The sequence below is a fragment of the Nocardia sp. NPDC052316 genome (genome assembly GCF_044547795.1).
GTDB lineage: Bacteria > Actinomycetota > Actinomycetes > Mycobacteriales > Mycobacteriaceae > Nocardia.
Genome location: NZ_JBIUBB010000006.1, coordinates 529,363 through 546,628 on the forward strand (window position 1 = coordinate 529,363; position 17,266 = coordinate 546,628).

Genomic DNA, 17,266 nt, shown 5'->3' on the forward strand with positions numbered 1-17,266 from the left:
AGGAACCATGCTCTTGGACCACCCGACCGAGGACGAACTGCGGCAGAGCTTCGACGCGGCGCTCGACGCGGTCCGCGCCGGGGCGGGCATCTCCTCGGACACCGGCCTCGATCTCCGCACCGTCAACGCGCTGTGGGAGATCGCCGACGCCTACCCCGACATTCCCGAACAGCTGATCGCCGCCGCCCGCGCTGCGTTCGCCGGTCAGCTGGACGGCTCCAACGCGGCGGCACGGCAGGCCGCGATCGAGCGTGCGTTCGAGCGCGATGGGTGATCAAGATCGAGCGCCGTCGCTCGCCCGAGACATTTCCGCTGGTCATGGTGCGTTCAACGCAAGCGTGCCACCAGGATTCGGGTCTGTACATGCAGCGGCGACGCTAGTACCCATAGAATTGGCACGCTAGAGGAACTGGCTGCGATGCCGACGTGTGCTCGAAACGTCGGCCGTCGCCGCTACGAGGAGGGCCGGTAAGCGGATGAGTGGTCAGGCGTTAGTCAGGAGCGTGACCTGTGGCTGAGGAAAAACCCCCACCGTCCCCTTGGGCCGGCTTCGTGCGCGAGGCGCGCAACGGCGTGCTGGAGCTGCAGCCGGGTGCCCTCGAAGATCTGGTGAACGCGGCGAACGGCGCTCGGGTACGCGTGGCTACGGTGCGCGCTCAGGTGTCGCGGGTCGACAGCATCAAACCGTTCGCCGATCTGCTGACCTCGGCCGAGGCGTTGGCCAAACGGTTTTCCCAGAAGGGTGTCGAGCTCGGACAGATCCTGGATGACCACATCAGGATTCTCGACGATCTCAACGACACCTTTGTCGCGGCGGCCAAGTCTTACAGCGGCGCGGACGAGGGCGGCAAAGCCGATTTCGACAAGCTGCAGAAGTGGATCAAAGACCACAAGAATCCCAAGCTGCACGACACTCTTTCGCCACGGCCCGGTCCCGCGGGTTTGAGCGAAAACAACGACCGCCTGACGGTGAGCGGAAAACCGAAGACGGCGCAACCCGACTGGAATGAAGCCGGAAATCGGAAGCCCGAGGAAAAATGGGGTCTGCCGGATAGTTTGGCGAACCCGAAAGATGTGACTTTCGAGCCCAAGGGCGTGCGCGCCGACGATCCCAACAGCTTCACCTACGACGACTATCAAAAAATCATTACCTCCATGGCCAACCACCCCATCGTCTTGGCGCAGGCCGCGGCCGATTGGCGTTGGCTGGCGGGGGAATTGAAGTCGACGTTCACCACGCTGTCGAACAAGATGACGGCCTCGTCGCAGTCGTGGAGCAGCCCGGGCAGTTCCGGTGACGATGGTGCCGCGAACCGTGCGCGTAAAGCGATGACCGCCTATGGCAACGGTGCAGATTCGCTGATGACGAATATGCGCCTGGTCGGTGACAATCTGGAATACGTTTCGGAGTGGTTGTACACCACCTATGTCGGTCTGTCGCAGGCCAGCGCGACCGAGGTCCCGCTGAAACCGCCGGAGTCGGTGGCAGCGCACAAAACTCGCGCAGAAGAGGTGCGCCGCCAGGGCTACATTCGGGCGATGAACGGCGCGTATGTGCCGGGCGTCGAGCACGCCGACCAGGTGATCGCGACGCTGCCCGATCCCATTCCGCCGGTGAAAGCCCAGGTACCGGGCGGACCTCCCGGCCCGCCCGGACCCCCCGGACCTCCCGGGCCGCCCGGGCTTCAGTCGCAGCAGCAGACCCAGCAGCAGCAGCGTCAACTGGAGCAGCAGCGCCAGCAGCTCGAAGCGCAGCGCAAAGCCATGGAAGCGCAGATGCAGCAGCAGCGCGAGGAGATGCAGCGCCGTGCGCAAGAGCAGCAACGCCAGGAGCAGCAGCGCGCTGCGCAGCAGGCCGCCCAGCAAGCGGCGCAGCAGGCGCAGCAGATCGGCCAGCAGCTCGCGCAAGCGGCCCAGCAAATGGGTCAGCAACTGGCCGGTGCGGTACAGCAGGCGGCGCAGCAGGCCGCCCAGGCCGGCTTGCCGGGCATTCCGAGCCTGAAAGACCTGGAGGAGCAGGCCAAGAAGGCGATGGGTGCGGCCGGGGCGAAGGGCGCCGGTGGCGGACCCGGCCCCGGCATCCCGAAGGGTGCCGGTGTCGGCGAGAACCTGGACAAGGCCTCCAAGCTGTTCCCGCGGGCCGAGGCGACCACCACCGGTACCGCGACCGGCGCACGCGCGGGTCTGGCGTCCAACGCCGGCATGGGCATGGGCCCCGGACCCGGCCCCGGTGCCGCGGGAAATACGAAGGAGCACAAGCGCGCCGACTACCTCGACTCCACCGAGCATCTGGAAGATGCGATCGGTGAGGCTCCCGTCGTGGTCAAACCTGTTGTGGAGCAATGAACCGTACCTGGGATTTCACCGACCTCGAGTTCGCCGCGGCGTGGGACGCGACGCAGGCGGACCTTGTGCCGGAACCGCTCGTGTACACCAGTTCGACCGAGTTCTACGACGACGCCCGCGCCGCGATGCGCGAGGCGTGGTCGCGCGTGCGGTCGCGCTGGGGGTACGAGTTGGAAGAGATCCTGGCCGCGATCGCGCTTCCGGACATTCGGTTGATCGTGCGCGGTCTCGACGGCCAGGATCCACGGAACCCGAAGGGGGTGGTCAGAATGCTCGCCGCCCGCAAAGGTGATTTCGCGTATGTGATCACCCAGAAGCCGGGCCGGACATTCTGGCACGCCGAGGGTTTCACGCTGACCGAACACGAGGTGCTTTCGCTCGGCGATACCGTCGCCGCCGCGCTTCCGAAAGTGCCGGCGGGAAAGCAGTCCGATTTCGTGCTGGTCGAGCCGCGCGCCGAGGATGAGTTCGACTATTCCTACGGGCGCTCCAAGATCCAGGATTTCGACGACGCGGTGGACAGCCGCAGCGAGGCCTTCAACAAGGCGGCCGCGACGTTGGACGGCACCATTGTGGTGCAGCAGGGCCATTCCCGATTCGGCCCTCGCGGTATCACCAACATGTATATGCGGTGGCGGGATCTGGTCGACGACGGAAGATACGTCATCATGCCGGGCAATCCGACCACGGTGGTTGCCGCGGACACCAAACGGTTGGGCGCGTTGATCAACTCCCACATCGCCGAGGTGGTCAAGGCCATCAAAGACGATCGCGCATAAGGAGTTGACATGCGTGAGAAGCTGTTGTTGATCCCATCTGAGGGGAGGGGACGGGTATGACCACACCTGAAGGCGATACGCCTCAAGAATTTCCGAGGGAATTCACGGTGACCTCGCTCACCGGTTCTATCGCGGTGCGCACCACCGAGCAGGGTCTGCCGTTGGGCATCAAGCTCGACCAGGACCAATTGCGGCGCGCTCCGGAAGCCCTGGCGGCCGAGATCCTGCGGCTGTGCAAGCAGTCGGCGAACCGGGCCGGGCTGGCGCGCCGCGCGCAGCTCAAGGACGCGGGCTTCACTCCCGAGATGTTGTCGATGACCGGTCTGCCCACCGAGCAGGAAGTCGCCAGGCAAGAGATCATCGAAGAGCAGGAGTACGAGACCGAGCCGCAGAGCTGGCTTCGATCTGTCTGACTGGGACGGGGATTCGGGAGGTAGTCATGGTCGAGACGATGGACGAGTTGATCGCGCGGGTGCAGAAGCAGATGTACCGGCTGCGCGACCTCAACGACGCGACCGCCGGAATCCTGGCGACCGAGACGTCACCGGACGGTGCGGTCACCGCCTCGGTCGACGGCAACGGCGCACTGGTCGGGCTGAGCCTCGGCGGTGCGATAGCCAAACTGTCACCGGCCGACTTCGAGAAGACACTGGTCGACACCGCACAGGCGGCGGCGTATCGCGCCTTCGCCGAGCGCGCCGAGCTGGTCACGGCGTACAACGAGGAAAGCGCGGTGACGTGACCCGATGATGCGCCCGCTGTGCCAAGCAAGTGTTGCTCCGATAGGTAAGGTTTGACGAAACCCCAAGTTGGGTTACGGGATTGGACGTCAGTCATGAATCACATTGAAGTTGTTCCGGATGCGGTTCGGGCCTACGGCTCCGCCTCGGCCGCGATGGCCGCAGGGGTCGCCTCGGCGGGCGCGGTGGACCAGGCGGCGACGATCGCCACGGTCGTGCCGGTGTTCGGCCTGATCGGCCAGGAGTTCCTCGCCTCGTTCGCTTTCGCGCAGGCGAACCACCTGAGCTCGGTGGCTGAACTGGCCGCGGTGCACGCGGGCACCGCGCTGACCGCGCATCAGGCCGCGAGCACCTACGAGGTCACCGATAGCGCGTCGGGTGCGGCCATCGGATCGGTCAGCTCGCAGTCATGACGACGCCCGGGGCCATCCCACCGCCGGGGGCGGAGCCACTGGATCCGACCGTGCTGGATCTGTTGCGCGGCAGTGCCCTTGCCCCGATGCTCGATCAGCCGGTGAACGACATCCTGCACAACATGGGGCTGCCGAACCTGCCGGAGATGCCGTCGTTCATCCAGATGCCGGAGATGCCGCCGCTGCCGCCGCTGGATCTCACCGCGCTGATGCGGCCGTTGACCGACCTGGCCGCGGCCTTCGGCACCGGCCAGCTCGGTGCGCCCGCGCCTGCGCCCGCTCCCGCGAACGCAGGCTCGCAGAACGCGGCGGCACCCGCGCCCGCACCTGCGCCCGATCCGACCCAGCTGTTGTCCGGCATCTCGACCGTCATGCAAACCGTCATGCAGGTCGGCACGTCCGCGATCCAGACCGCGATGTCGGTCTGGCAGGGCATGGCCGCGATGGAGGCGGCGAAGAAGGCGGGCGAGGCCCAGGCGGACGCCGGCAAGCTGGAGGCGCAGAGCACGGAAGAGAAGGTCGTGCTCACCGAGGCGGCGAGCAGCGTCTTCACCGGCGCCGGGCTGATGTCCGCGGTGGTGGCGAAGTTCTCCGCCATCCTGGCCGCGTCGCCGCTGTACGCCGCAACCCCTGCGGGACAGGTGTTCCTGGCCGCGTCCGCGGTCGAGGCGATGGCCGAGGCGATCGGCATCACCGTCAAGACCAAGGGCGAACTGCTCGGCCACAGCGGCACCATGACCAAGGCCGGGACCAAGGTCCCGATCACCAACGCACCCAAGGGCGTCGCGGGTGCGGGCGGTGCCGACCAGCTCAGTCAGCTGATGAGCATGGTCACACCGCTGATCGGCACCGCGACCACCGCCGCGCAGTCGCTCGGTCAGCTCGCCCAGGCGAGCTCGGCGCTCAGCGCGCCGAAGACGGTCGACTCGAAAGTGCATGAGGGCGCCGGACTTTCCGACGAGGAGAAGGCCAAGGCGGCCGCCGCGAGCGCGGCGGGCGTCGGCGGCCCCGGCGCCTTCGCAGGCCCGGGTCCCGGCGTGGCGGGCGCACCTGCGGCTCCGTTGAACCCATGGCAGGGCACCCGGGTCGCCAGCGGCTCGGTCGGCTCGCTGAGCGGGCTCAGCGGCCTCGGGTCGAGTTCCGTTGCGCCCGCGTCGATGTCGACCGGCGGTACCACCGGCGGCAGCGGCGGCATGATGCCGATGGCCGGTGCCGCGGGTGCGGGAGCGGGCATGGCCAGGGACGGCGAGTCGACCAGCGATTCGCTGCGCGGCCAGATGGTCACCAGCCAGCACGGCGACGAAGTGGTCGGCCGCATCGAAGGGGTCTCGTTGCCGGTGGTCGGCGCGACCGACAGCACCTCGGAACCGCCGCCGGACAAAGAACTCACGCTCTGACCGATTAGGAGAAATCTCATGGGTGCTGACGGGATAGGGGACGCATTCGCGAGCGTCCAGTTCGACCCTGCCGCGGCGGGGAAGGCCTCGAACGGCCTGGACGTCCTCGCCGATCGACTGGCCGCGGATCTGCAGGCCGCCGAGCAGGCGTTGACGATCCAGCCTGCTGGGGCCGATGAAGTCTCCGGCCGGGCCGCGCAGACCGGGAACGAGGTCGCCACCTCGTACCTGGCGAGCGCGCAGGCCAGCGTGCAGGAGATGCGGAAGCTGGCGGCCACGTTGCGGATGCACACCAAGGAGTTCAGCCAGATCGAGAGTGACAGCGTCGCGGACTTCGACGCAGCGGGCGGCAGGTCCGCCTGAGGCGAAGTCCACTGGAAAGGCCTGTCTTGGAAAGGCACAGCGCAGCAATGATCGAACCACCGAAGCCTGGGTTCACCGGCGTGGTGTGGGAGGCTCGGCCGCCGGAGCGGCTCGCGCAGGATCTCACCACGGGACCGGGCTCCTTGCCGATGGCTGAGGCAGCCGCCGAATGGGCGCGGCTCGCCACGGTTTTCGGTGCGGCGGTGCTCGAATACGAGCAGGTCCTTGCTGCGCTGCGCGGCGCATGGCAGTCCGGGCGCAGCGGCGAGGTCATGGAGAAGGTGTCCACCCTGCGCCAATGGCTGGTGGACGCGGCCGCGACCGCCAGCTCGAACGCCGCGCGCCTGCAGGCGCAGGTCACCGCGTACGAGGTGGCCAGGCTGGCCATGCCGAACACCGCCGAGATCGAGAAGATCAAGCAGGTGCAGCAGGCGGTGGAGAGCGTGGGCGCGATGCTCGGCGCACCGATCCGCGCGATCGCCGCGGACAACGACGCGGAAGCGGACGTGGCGAAAGCCGTTGCGTCACGGGTGATGCGCAGCTACGAGACGGCCGCCGAGCCGTTGGCGACGCCGTGGCAGCATCAGGAACCGCCGAAGATCGCACCGGAGCAGGCGCTGGCCGCCGAGCAGTCCGCCGCGGCCGCGGCGGCCGCAGCCCCGAAAACGATGCCGGGATTCGCGGGCGTGCCGATCGGCTCGTTCACGATGCCCGCCTTGCCGCCGCGGGAGCTGTCCGCCTACCGCGCGCCGGTGTACTCGCAAGCCACCACGACCGCCGAGCCGGTGGCCCGCAGCAGCCAGGTCGGCACGACGAGCGCGACCGGCCAGTCCGCGCCGGTCGCCCCCGGCGCGATGGGTGCGGCAGGCGCGTCCCAGGATTCGACCAGGTTCCCGCGCGCCAGCCTCGCCGGTGAGGCCGACCAGATCGGGCTGGAAGGCGAAATCCAAGCCGCCCCGGCGGTGCTCGGCGGTACCGAACCGGTGGTCAAGGCGCCCACCGAGACACGGACCGAGTCCGGCGGTGCGCCGTGACCACGCTGACCAACGACGCGCTACTCGCCGTCGCCGACCGGATCGGGGTGCAGACCCTGCCGTTGGCGCTATCGGTAGGGCCGCAGCAGGATTCGTACGAGGAGTGGCAGCGGGCGCAGGAGCACGCGGTGGCCACGCTGACCGACGACGGCCTGATCGACGCCCACGGTGAAGTAGACGCGGAGCTGGCGGTCACCTTGTTCACGCTGGCGCTGCCGGAGCAGGAACTGGTAGCGCGCATCTACACCGAGCACGGTTCGCGCCGAGTCTGTGTGGTGCGCCGCGGGCACACGCACGCGGTCGCCGTCCGCTCCGGCGACAGCTTCGACGTACGACAGGTGTGGACCGACGGTTCGGCGACCGATCTGGTGCGGCCGCTGCTCGCCGCCATGGATCCGTGCCCGCCCGCCGAAATCCCGAATTTCAGCGTCCCCGCCGCGGAACTCGCCGAGCGGCTCAACGCCGCCGCGACCTCCAGCGAGCTCACCGACGCTCTCTATGCCCTGGGTGCCCCCGATCGCGACGCCACCAAGTTGGGGCTCGCCTTCGGCGCAACGCACGCTTACGCCGAAATCGTGGCGTGCACCCATGAGGACGGCGTGACCAGAAGGGCACCCGGCGCGGTCGCGGTGTACGACACCGCCCGCGGGCGGATCGTCGCCGCGCCCACGGTGTCCCCGGATCAACAGGTCTGGTCCACGGTCACGCCAGGTACCGATCACCGGGTTGCGCAAGCAGTCGCCACGTTGATCGAGGGGCTGCCCGGGGGGAGGTGGCTGCCTCAGTAGTACTCGGGTGGCAACTTCGGTTGTCTCGGATATCAACGAGATCGTTTGTCTAGGAACGGTCATCACATATGACGAAAGGTCAAAGAAATGTCACTCACCTCACTCGGTGGCTCGGATAAGGCTGTTGGTGTCGAGGCCGGCGGTATCGATCGGGTCGTCGGCGATCTGGAGACCGCCATCAACAACCTCCGCACCTCGGTCAAGGAGATCGACCAGGCCGCGCAGGATGTGCTGAAGGGCTGGAAGGGCGACGCGTCCTCCAAGTTCGTTCAGGTAGCGCAGGACTGGCACGACGAGGCCGAGGATCTGAACAAGCGCTTCGACCTGTTCAGCCAGGCCGTCAACGAGGGCAAGCAGAAGCTGCAGGCCATGGACCAGGCCTGATCGGTCTGCTCCGCTTCATTTCCCAATCCATCGCTCGAAGGAATTAACAGATGACCATTCTTTACGACCCCGTAGCCATGAACGCGCTGTACGACGACCTGCAGAACTACGGCGGCAAGATGAAGGGCGAGATCGACTCCTTCACCTCGGCTGCCAACGCGTTCCACGACAACCTGGCCGGTGCGGAGGCCAAGGCGGGTTTCGACGCGAAGAACAAGATGCTCCTCGAGGGGCTCGAGGACACGCTGCAGAAGCTGGACGCCCTCGGCGCCCAGGTGGAGAACGCGCTGCAGCGTGCGCTCGAGGCCGACGGCAAGGTCGGCGACGGTTTCGCCGCATTCTGACATGTCCGTCACCTGACGGCCGACCGGAGCATCCAGTTCCGGTCGGCCGTTTCGGTTTTCGGGGCCAGCGCTACGGGCTCCCGCTCGGCGCAGCGCTTTTCGGCGCGGCGCCGCCCGGTTCAGCGCGCGGCGAGTGATTCGCCGATGTAGTGCATCTCGTCCGGCGTGGTCACCATGAACACGGTCGCGCTGGCCGTGGCGGTGCGCACGGTGATCCGGTTCGGCGCGTTCGGATCCTGGATCAGCGTGACGTCCGCATCGATCGGCGCCGGGGGCTGGTCCGGGGTGCGCACGTGCACGATGGTGGCACCACCGGCGTGCGCGGTCGGCGCGATGCCGTCGAAGACGACGACCGTGGTGCTCGGGTAGGGCGCGGCGGGCAGGGGCGGCGCCGCCGGCGCGTGATAGCTGGCGCCCGCCGACCGCGGCGCGATCGAGATCACTTGCGGCGCATCGAGATTGGTTACCATGGTGTGCCAAGCGTCGGGCCGGGCGGTGTGCACGATCGCGTGCGCGCCGAGCGCGGTGGCCCGCAGGATCACCTGCTGGGCCAGATCCAGGTTGCCGATCACCTCCAGGTGCCGGGTGCCCTCGCCGACCAGCGGCACCGCGATGCCCTGACCGAGCTCGTCGGCGCCGATCAGCTGTCCGCAGCCCGCCGTCGGCACCGCGATGTCGGTGAGCGCGGCGATGGTGCCGCGGTACCCGGTGTCCGAGCCCCAGCGGCCTGCCGCCCCGATCGGCAAGGTGTCCAACAGGATGCGCAGCTGGTTGCCTGGCAGCTCGCGCAGACCGGGCAGCGGCGGCTCCTCCGGTTCGAAGGTGGTGTCGAACCGGACCACGGCGTTGAGCACCACCGTGCCCGCATGGTCGGCACGGGTGTCGTGCCGGTCCGCGCCGGGCCGCAGCCGCAGCGTCACCGTGGTGGACAGGCTCTGCACCGTCCAGATATCGGCAAGGCCGCGCGGGCCGACCATGTCCGCGTTGATTTGATAGTGGGTGAGGTAGCGGCCCTGATACTCCAGTGAGCCCGGCGATTCGGTGAGCTGATCGAGCTCGAAGCCGTGCGTGAGTTCGCGGACCGCGCTGTTCATCTCGGCGGCGGTGAGCACCGACGTGGCGATGTCGTGGGCGGCCAGCCGATTCGCCACCCGGCGGGTCGCGATCATCGCGGTGCGCAGGGCCCCGGTGCCGCCGCCGCCACGCTTGTCCACCGCCTCGGCATTGGCCAGCGGATCCAGCCGCAGCACCAACCAGAGGGTGCGGTGCGCGATAGCGGGCAGCGGGCCGAGAATGCGGTCGTACAGGTGCGAGATGATGCCGGTGCCCGCCGTACGCGCGCCCGTGCTCACGATGTCGACCCCGGCCAGCGTCAGGTCGAATTGGTCGAGGCAGCGGGCGATCTCGGTGAGCGGCAGCAGTTGGTCGGTGCTGAGCGAGCCGCGGCGCAGCAGCGTCAACGCGTCCGGCGGCGGGTCGATCCGCAGCATGGTGAGCAGCAGCTCGCCGTCCCAGCGCACCCCGTAACCGCCGCCCTCGCTGAACGGCACGTCGAAGGCGGGTGCCTGGGCCAGCTGGTCGGCGGGGCGCAGTCCGCTGCGCCGCCTGGCCAGCGCGCCGCCGATCCGCGCCGCGGGGGTGCGGCCCCGCATCGGGATCAGCAGCAGCACCGCGAACGCGACGCCGGCACCGAGCGCGCCCCACAGCGAATCCGTGGTGGCGAGGATGATCCAGGCCAGCGTCGCGGCCAGCACCACGACCGGAACGAGCACCCGCAGCGGATAGATACGGAAGAGCCAGAACTCGGGGTCACGCAGGGTGTCATAGGCCGAGGGCCGGTCGGCATGCCGCGTCGGGGTGCCGGTGCCTTCCGCTTCGGTCGCCCCGGCGGGCCTGGTCTCGTTCACACTTGTCGTCACCGCGTAAGTCCCTGTCTGCCACCTGTTCGGCCACCGCCGATGGGCCATGAATTCATCGGTTCAGGGCCGTCCTGGAATTACGGTACCGTGTCGATGAAGATGGTTCTCGACAGTTCGATGGAGACCTTGTGCCGGCACAGCTGACTACCCGAGCCCAGGTCAACGGGTACCGATTCCTGTTGCGCCGACTGGATCACGCGCTGGTGCGGCGCGATGTGCGGATGCTGCACGACCCGATGCGGTCCCAGGTGCGCTCGCTGTGGGTCGGCGCGGTGCTCGGGATACTCATCATCGCCGGTGCGGCCATTCTCAGCTTCCTGCGGCCACAGGGCGCCATTGGTGACGCGCTGATCGTGTCGGGTAAGCAGAGCGGCGCGCTGTATGTGGTCGTGGAGTCCGACAACGGCAACAAGACGCTGCACCCCGTCCTGAACCTCGCCTCCGCCCGGCTGATCACCGGCAGCAATGCCGAGCCGCACGGCGTGAAGGACAGCAAGCTCAACAGCATGCCGCGCGGACCGATGGTCGGCATCCCCGGTGCGCCGAGTGCCCTGCCCGGGTCCTCGCAAGGCTCCCGCTCGGAATGGTCGCTGTGCGAGACGATCCCGCTGTCGCAGGGCGGCAGCGCGGCCTCGGCCACCGGCGGCACCACCACCATCATCGCGGGCCGCCCCGCCCTCGGCGATCGGATCCGCACGGTCACCAAGGACGAGGCGCTGCTGGTGAAGCGCAGCGACAAGACCTACCTGGTCTACGACGGCAAGCGGGCCGAGGTCGACCCCACCAACTCGGTGCTGATCCGCGCGCTGAACCTGACTATGCACCGCCCGCGCCCGATCGGCACCGGAATGCTCGGCGCCACAACGGAAGTCCCCGCGCTCGCGGCGCCGCAGATCCCGCAGGCGGGCCAGCCGGGGCCGGGTCCGCTGTCGAAAATCCCGGTGGGCGGCGTCATTTCGGTGCGCGACGTCGGCGACGGCAAGCCGCAGCTGTACGCCGTGCTCGCCGACGGGCTGCAGCCGGTGAGCCCGTTCACCGCGCAGGTGATCCGGTTCGCCGACTCGCACGGGATGAGCGAGATCCCGACCATGCCGCCGGACGTGCTCGATCGGGTGCCGGTGGTACATGTGTTGCCGGTCAACGACTTTCCGGTCGAGACCCCGAAGATCTTGAACGCCGAAGACGCCCCGGTCGCGTGTGTGGCGTGGTCCAAGACGCCGGGCACCGCTCCGGCCAACCGCAAGGCCGACGCGGGCGACGGCCCGGCCGAACGCGCCTCGATCACCCTGCTGGCCGGCGTGCGCGTGCCGATCGCGGAGAAGGCGAAGACCGTCGCGCTGGCCACCTCCGACGGCACCGGCGACCGGGTGGACGCGGTGTACGTGCCACCGGGCAGCGGCGAGTTCGTTCAGGTGACCGGCATGGGCCCCGGCAGCCCACGCCGCGGCAGCCTGTTCTACGTCGCCGACAACGGTGTCCGCTACGGCGTTCCGGATATGGAGACCGCCGGCGTACTCGGGCTGGGGGATACCCCGCGGCTCGCGCCGTGGGCGATCATCGGTCAGATGGTACCCGGCGCGACCTTGTCCGCGAAGGAAGCGCTCACGGCGCGCGATCAGCTGCCGTTGGAGCCGCCGCAGTAGTCAGCGGGGCCGGCGCTCACGCAACGCCGGACCCGTGGTGCGCCTTGTGCGTAACGCGCTGAGCGGCCGGGTCCGTGCGGCTGCCCGGTGGAACACTCAGCCCGTGGCGGCGGTCTCAGCCGGTGAAGCCGACGTTCAGCGAGGCGAGGATGCCGGTGAGCGCGGTGTGCATATCGGGGGCCTCGATGCGCATCAGCATCGACTCGTCGATATTGGCCAGGTCCAGCGTTTCATCGTTGGCCAGGCGGAACTCGCGCTCTTCCTCGGCGGCCTCGATGACGTTGCGGATGAACCGGCCGTTACCCGCCAGGTCGACGCCGCGGCGCGGCTGACCGCTCTGGTCGGTGCTCTGCATCGAGTAGAGCTGGGTACAGGCCTTGACGAGCAGCTGGTGCGCCTCCTCGGACAGCTCCGAGTCCCGCTTGTGTGCGATGACCTTGCCGATCTCGCCGAGCTCGTCGGGTGTGTAGGACGGGAACTGCACCCGCTTGGAGAATCGGGAGGCCAGACCGTCGTTGGCGGCGAGCAGGCGATCGATCTCGCCGTCGTATCCGGCGATGATCACCACCAGCCGGTCGCGGTCGTTCTCCATGCGGGCCAGCAGGGTGTCGACGGCCTCCCGGCCGAACGAGTCGCCGCCTTGCAGACCGGTTTGGATCAGCGTGTAGGCCTCGTCGATGAACAGCACGCCGTCCATCGCGCTGTCGATCAGCGCCTCCGACTTCACCGCGGTGCCGCCGAGGTGCTGGGCGACGAAGTCGACGCGCTTGGCCTCGACCACCTTGTCGGTCTTCAAGATGCCGACGCCGCAATAGATCTTGGCGACCACGCGGGCAATCGTGGTCTTACCGGTGCCGGGCGGACCGGTGAAGGCCAGGTGCTGACCGCGCGCTCCCGCGGCCAGGCCCTTCTCCGCCCGGATCTTCGCCATCTGCGCGCTCGACTGCAGCTTGGCCACCTGGGTCTTCACCGAGGTCAAACCGATCTGCGAGTCCAGTTCGGCGCGGGCCTCGGCCAGGATCTTCTTGGCCCTGTCCTCGGTCTCGGCCTGCTCGAGCTGCTTCATCGACGGCGCGGAGGCCGGGTCCCACTTGTCGGTGCGTGCGTCGATCGTTTCCCGGGAGGTGACGCTGATCCGGTAGGTGCGGTCGCGCATCGCGGCGGTGTTCGCCTCGAAATCCGGGGCCTGCGAGTACACCTTCTCGAACAGACCCTGCGCCACTTCTTCGTTGCCGGATTCGCGCAGGCACAGGCCGCGGCAGAACATGGCGGTTGACCTGGCCGCCGGGATCGGGCCCGCCTCGGCCTGTTCCATCCGGCGGATCGCCTCACCGAACAGGCCGAGCTGGGCGCACGCGGTGCCGACCATGACGTTCGCGCCCGCCGCGAGATAGGGGTCGTCCCAGTCGGCCGACCCGGCCAGCACGGTCATCACATCCGGCCAGCGCTGGGTGTTGTAGTGCAGCACGCCGCGCACGTAGGCGCAGATGCGGTTGTCGATCTCGCGATCGGGGTCGCTGAGCTGGGACCTGCGGTGCGTGTCGAGTTCGTTGAGCACCCGCTCGGCCTCGTCGTACTCCTTGTCCGCGATGAGTTGCGCGGCCCAGGCGAGCCAGATCTCGGTGTAGCTGGCCAGCGGGTAGTCGATGTAGAGGCCGGGCAGGAACCGGCCCGCGAGCTCACGCGGCCGCAGTCCGAGCCTGCGCTGCTCGCGGTACAGCGTGCTGGTGCTGGTCTTGTGCATGTTGAACAAGACGTCCTTGGTGAGCTCACCGGCGGCCGCGCGGCCGAGCCACGCGTCGCACATGGTGGGGTCCCACTCGGTGGCGCGCTGGAAAGCCAGCTTCGCGTACTCGAGGTCGCGCGCGGATTCCTGCCCTTCGATGGACAGTCCGAGCGACAGGATTCCGGCGTCGAAGGCGCGTTGTGCTTGGCGATTGCCGGTCATGGCTGTCGGACCCCGAAGTCTTCGTTCGTAGTAGCGGATGAGTTCTTGTGCCCCCCAGACTACCGATCGCGCAGTGCCTGGTCTGTCCGTTACATTAGGTTCAGCTGCCGGGAGGTTGCAACGCAAGTGTTGTCTACATGAGAGTCTGACTGTGTTTGAGTCGTTCGCTCAGAAGACGTTCCATGCAGTGCAATTGGGGCGTGAACAATCGCCAGTGGAGAGGCCGGGGGTCCGGGGTCGTTGATCGAGTCACCAACCAGTGGCACACGTGCCGCTGAACCGGAGCTGAGTCGAGTATCCGTCATCGGCGGCAACACTCAGCTCGATGTCGGGCTGCCCGCAACCGTGCCGATCGCCAGCTTCATCGGCGACCTGGTGGCGTTGATCGAATCGCGCAATCCCGAACAGGTCGACGCCGAAGACGACTCGGTGCCGCTGCAGGCCCAGCACTGGACCCTGGCGCGCGTCGGTCAAGAGGCCTTCGCACCGAGCCGCACGCTCAACGACGCGGACGTGCACGACGGCGAACTGCTCGTACTCCGCTCGGTCACCGCGAAGGAAGCGCCCGCGCTCTTCGATGACGTGATCGACGCGGTATCCCGGCTCACCACCGAGGAATTCCGCAGCTGGACCGGTAACTCCGCGCGCTGGATGGGCCTGGTCACCTCGGTGCTGACGGTGCTCACCGCGCTCACCCTGCTGGTGATCTCGCGCGGGCACGGCGATCCGCTCGCCCCCGCGTTCGTGCTGTCGGCCGCCGGTCTCGGCGCCTTCGTCGCCGCGGGCTTCGCCGCTCGCAAATACCTGGATCCGACGACCGCCACCTGGCTGTCGCTGGACGGTCTGCTGCTCCTGTTCGGCGGTGCCGCGCTTTTCGTGCCGGGCGCGCTCGGCAGCGCGCATCTGCTGCTCGCCTGTTCGGTGACCCTCGTGGCCGCCGTGCTCGGTTATCGGCTCATCGGTAGCGGCGCCACCCTGTTCTCGGCGGCAGCCGCGGCCAGCGTGATCGGCGGTATCTCCGCCGCGGTGTATCTCATCTGGCATCCCGGCCTGCCGAAGCTGTCCGCCGCGCTGGTGGTCGTCGGCGTCGCGATGCTGTCCATGGTGCCGCGCATCGCCGCGGGCCTGGCCCGGCTGCCCATTCCGCCGGTGCCGACCGCGGGCGCGGCCATCGACCCGGCCGATCACGAACAGCGCCCCACCATCGAGGGCATCGGCGCGATCGGTGCCACCGCGCTGCCGTCGGCGGCCGGCCTCGGCGAGCGGGCCCGCGCGGCCAACCAGTACCAATCCGGCTTGATCATCGCGTGCACGTTGAGCGCGGTGATCGGCGCGTTCGGCGCGGCCGACCCGCTGGGCTCCGCCCGCTGGCAGGGCCTCACGCTGGCCGTCGTCACCGGCATCATCCTGTGCCTGCGCGGCCGATCCTTCGCCGATCTCACCCAGGCCGCGACGCTGATCGCAGGCGGCATCGTCATCTTCGTGGCGCTGATCCTCGGTACGGCCATGGGCGACACGGAGTTCGAGATGTTCGGCGTCGGCCTGCTGGTCGCCTTCGCGGCGGGCACGGTCGGCTTCGGCGTGATCGGACCGCACATCGAGGTCACCCCGGTGACGCGGCGGATGATCGAGATCTTCGAGTATCTGCTGATCATCGCGCTGATCCCGCTGGTGCTCTGGATCATGAACGTCTACTCGATGGCCAGGAACATATGAGCGCAGGAGCCATGAAACCTCGTGAGCGAAGCGAGCCATGAGACCTAGCGCCTTCCGTCGCAGCCTGCTGCGGATGGCCTGCGTCGCGGCGGTGATCGGCCTGGTGGGTGCCCCAGCGCCGCCCGCCTCCGCGATCTCCCGGCCCGTCATCGATCCGGGTGCGCTCGGCATCGCACAGGCGCTGAGCGGCCGCCCCGCGCCGTTGGAGCCCACCGAGCAGCGCGACCTGTGCGCCGAGCCCGCGCTCACCGGCCCCCCGCCCAACGAGCCGCCGATCGCGCAGCGGGTCCTCGAGCTGCCCTCGGCCTGGCAGTTCAGCAGAGGCGCCGGGCAGAAGGTCGCAGTGATCGATACCGGAGTGAACCGGCATCCGCGGCTGCCTTTCCTGCAGACCGGCGGCGACTACGTCTCCGATACCGACGGCAGCGTCGACTGCGACGGGCACGGCACGCTGGTGGCTGGCATCATCGCAGCCCAGCCGAGTCCGGGCGACGCGTTCGCCGGTGTGGCGCCCGAGGCCGAGATCCTGACCATCCGGCAGTTGAGCCTCGCCTACGAGAAGAAGGATCGCGGCGGCGACCGGGCGCCCGGCGCCATCCGCGCCGACGGCTACGGCAGCGTGCTCACCCTGGCGGCGGCGGTGGTGCGCGCGGTCGACCTCGGCGCCACCGTCATCAACATCTCCGAGGTGGCCTGCAGCCCAGCGGGTTCCGATACCGCCGACTCCTCGCTCGGCGCGGCGGTGAAGTACGCCTACGACCGCAACGTCGTCGTGGTGGCCGCCGCGGGCAACGTCGAGACCGACGGGCCGTGCAAGAACCAGAACGAGGGCACGGGATGGGGCGCGGTCACCACCGTCGCCAGCCCGGCCTGGTTCTCGCCGTATGTGCTCGCGGTGGGGTCGGTGGACGCCGACGGTAAGCCGTCGGATCTGTCGCTGCACGGACCGTGGATCGGGGTCAGCGCGATCGGTCGCAACATTGTGTCGCTGGACAGCAAGCCGGGCGGCGTCGGTCTGGTCAACGGTGTGCAGACCACCGAGGGCATCCGCCCGGTGGACGGCACCAGTTTCGCGGCACCGTATGTAGCCGGGCTGGCGGCCCTGGTGCGCTCCCGATTCCCGCATCTCGACGCCCAGCAGGTGATCGACCGCATCGTCCGCACCGCGCAGGCGCCGGGCACCGGCCACGACGACGCGATCGGTGCAGGACTGATCGACCCGCTCGCCGCGCTGACCGCGCAACTGCCCGATCGACCGGTGAGCGCCGGAGCCGATGTGGGGCGGGTGATCGCCGCGCCCGTTGTCCCGCCCGGCCCCGATCCCCGGCCGCGACGGATCGCGGTGATCGGCTCACTGACCTGCTTGACCGCCCTGGCCATCGGTATCGCGGTGGCGATTCCGTTCCGCCGCAGACGCAGGGAGATCGACGCCGAATACGACCCCTAGCGGCG

The 17,266-nt window shown here is 68.6% G+C and carries 17 protein-coding genes; 15 read left to right on the forward strand and 2 right to left on the reverse strand.

What is annotated here, in order from left to right; genetic code table 11:
• Window positions 1-7: 7 nt before the first annotated feature.
• The 12 genes from ACIHA7_RS30025 to ACIHA7_RS30080 all read left to right on the forward strand — a co-directional run bounded on the left by ACIHA7_RS30025 (window position 8) and on the right by ACIHA7_RS30080 (window position 8,588).
• A complete protein-coding gene (locus tag ACIHA7_RS30025) occupies window positions 8-274 on the forward strand; it encodes a hypothetical protein (protein ID WP_397294265.1) in 267 nt (88 codons plus the stop codon).
• Window positions 275-660: 386 nt separating this feature from the next.
• A complete protein-coding gene (locus ACIHA7_RS30030; RefSeq protein WP_397294266.1) occupies window positions 661-2,346 on the forward strand; it encodes a hypothetical protein in 1,686 nt (561 codons plus the stop codon).
• On the forward strand, window positions 2,343-3,125 hold the full coding sequence (locus ACIHA7_RS30035; RefSeq protein ID WP_397294267.1) for an ESX secretion-associated protein EspG: 783 nt from the start codon (window positions 2,343-2,345) through the stop codon (window positions 3,123-3,125). Before ACIHA7_RS30030 ends, ACIHA7_RS30035 begins: the two co-directional genes overlap by 4 nt.
• Before the next feature lie 56 nt (window positions 3,126-3,181).
• Window positions 3,182-3,538 (forward strand): hypothetical protein, encoded by a 357-nt coding sequence (locus ACIHA7_RS30040; RefSeq protein WP_397294268.1) that lies wholly within the window; start codon window positions 3,182-3,184, stop codon window positions 3,536-3,538.
• Between the two features lie 26 nt (window positions 3,539-3,564).
• Complete coding sequence (locus ACIHA7_RS30045; protein WP_397294269.1) at window positions 3,565-3,867, forward strand: YbaB/EbfC family nucleoid-associated protein; 303 nt, start codon at window positions 3,565-3,567, stop codon at window positions 3,865-3,867.
• A gap of 93 nt (window positions 3,868-3,960) precedes the next feature.
• The gene (locus ACIHA7_RS30050; RefSeq protein ID WP_107654187.1) at window positions 3,961-4,278 is read left to right on the forward strand and encodes a type VII secretion target; all 318 of its coding nucleotides are present in this window, start codon (window positions 3,961-3,963) and stop codon (window positions 4,276-4,278) included.
• Window positions 4,275-5,675, forward strand: coding sequence for a hypothetical protein (locus tag ACIHA7_RS30055; RefSeq protein ID WP_397294270.1), 1,401 nt, complete (start codon window positions 4,275-4,277; stop codon window positions 5,673-5,675). The genes ACIHA7_RS30050 and ACIHA7_RS30055 overlap by 4 nt, the downstream gene beginning before the upstream one ends.
• An 18-nt stretch (window positions 5,676-5,693) precedes the next feature.
• Window positions 5,694-6,038 (forward strand): PE domain-containing protein, encoded by a 345-nt coding sequence (locus tag ACIHA7_RS30060; RefSeq protein ID WP_397294271.1) that lies wholly within the window; start codon window positions 5,694-5,696, stop codon window positions 6,036-6,038.
• Between the two features lie 47 nt (window positions 6,039-6,085).
• A complete protein-coding gene (locus ACIHA7_RS30065; protein WP_397294273.1) occupies window positions 6,086-7,072 on the forward strand; it encodes a PPE domain-containing protein in 987 nt (328 codons plus the stop codon).
• On the forward strand, window positions 7,069-7,860 hold the full coding sequence (locus tag ACIHA7_RS30070; protein ID WP_397294275.1) for an ESX secretion-associated protein EspG: 792 nt from the start codon (window positions 7,069-7,071) through the stop codon (window positions 7,858-7,860). The genes ACIHA7_RS30065 and ACIHA7_RS30070 overlap by 4 nt, the downstream gene beginning before the upstream one ends.
• An 87-nt stretch (window positions 7,861-7,947) precedes the next feature.
• Window positions 7,948-8,244 (forward strand): WXG100 family type VII secretion target, encoded by a 297-nt coding sequence (locus tag ACIHA7_RS30075; RefSeq protein ID WP_397294276.1) that lies wholly within the window; start codon window positions 7,948-7,950, stop codon window positions 8,242-8,244.
• A gap of 50 nt (window positions 8,245-8,294) precedes the next feature.
• Window positions 8,295-8,588, forward strand: coding sequence for a type VII secretion protein EsxR (locus ACIHA7_RS30080; RefSeq protein WP_397294278.1), 294 nt, complete (start codon window positions 8,295-8,297; stop codon window positions 8,586-8,588).
• Window positions 8,589-8,707: 119 nt separating this feature from the next.
• On the opposite strand, the gene eccE is transcribed toward ACIHA7_RS30080, so the two are convergent.
• Window positions 8,708-10,507 carry a type VII secretion protein EccE gene (eccE, locus tag ACIHA7_RS30085; protein ID WP_397294279.1) on the reverse strand — a complete coding sequence of 600 codons (1,800 nt, stop codon included), beginning with the start codon at window positions 10,505-10,507 and terminating at the stop codon, window positions 8,708-8,710.
• Between the two features lie 128 nt (window positions 10,508-10,635).
• Between eccE and eccB the strand changes: the two genes are divergently transcribed.
• Window positions 10,636-12,150 carry a type VII secretion protein EccB gene (eccB, locus tag ACIHA7_RS30090; protein ID WP_397294280.1) on the forward strand — a complete coding sequence of 505 codons (1,515 nt, stop codon included), beginning with the start codon at window positions 10,636-10,638 and terminating at the stop codon, window positions 12,148-12,150.
• A gap of 115 nt (window positions 12,151-12,265) precedes the next feature.
• Here the strand turns inward: eccB and eccA are convergent, their stop codons facing one another.
• Complete coding sequence (gene eccA / locus ACIHA7_RS30095; RefSeq protein ID WP_397294281.1) at window positions 12,266-14,098, reverse strand: type VII secretion AAA-ATPase EccA; 1,833 nt, start codon at window positions 14,096-14,098, stop codon at window positions 12,266-12,268.
• A 240-nt stretch (window positions 14,099-14,338) separates the two neighbouring features.
• Here eccA and eccD point away from each other — a divergent pair, with 240 nt between their 5' ends.
• Both eccD and mycP read left to right on the forward strand, forming a co-directional pair.
• On the forward strand, window positions 14,339-15,814 hold the full coding sequence (gene eccD, locus ACIHA7_RS30100; RefSeq protein ID WP_397294282.1) for a type VII secretion integral membrane protein EccD: 1,476 nt from the start codon (window positions 14,339-14,341) through the stop codon (window positions 15,812-15,814).
• A gap of 37 nt (window positions 15,815-15,851) precedes the next feature.
• The gene (gene mycP / locus ACIHA7_RS30105; RefSeq protein WP_397294283.1) at window positions 15,852-17,261 is read left to right on the forward strand and encodes a type VII secretion-associated serine protease mycosin; all 1,410 of its coding nucleotides are present in this window, start codon (window positions 15,852-15,854) and stop codon (window positions 17,259-17,261) included.
• Window positions 17,262-17,266 lie beyond the last annotated feature (5 nt).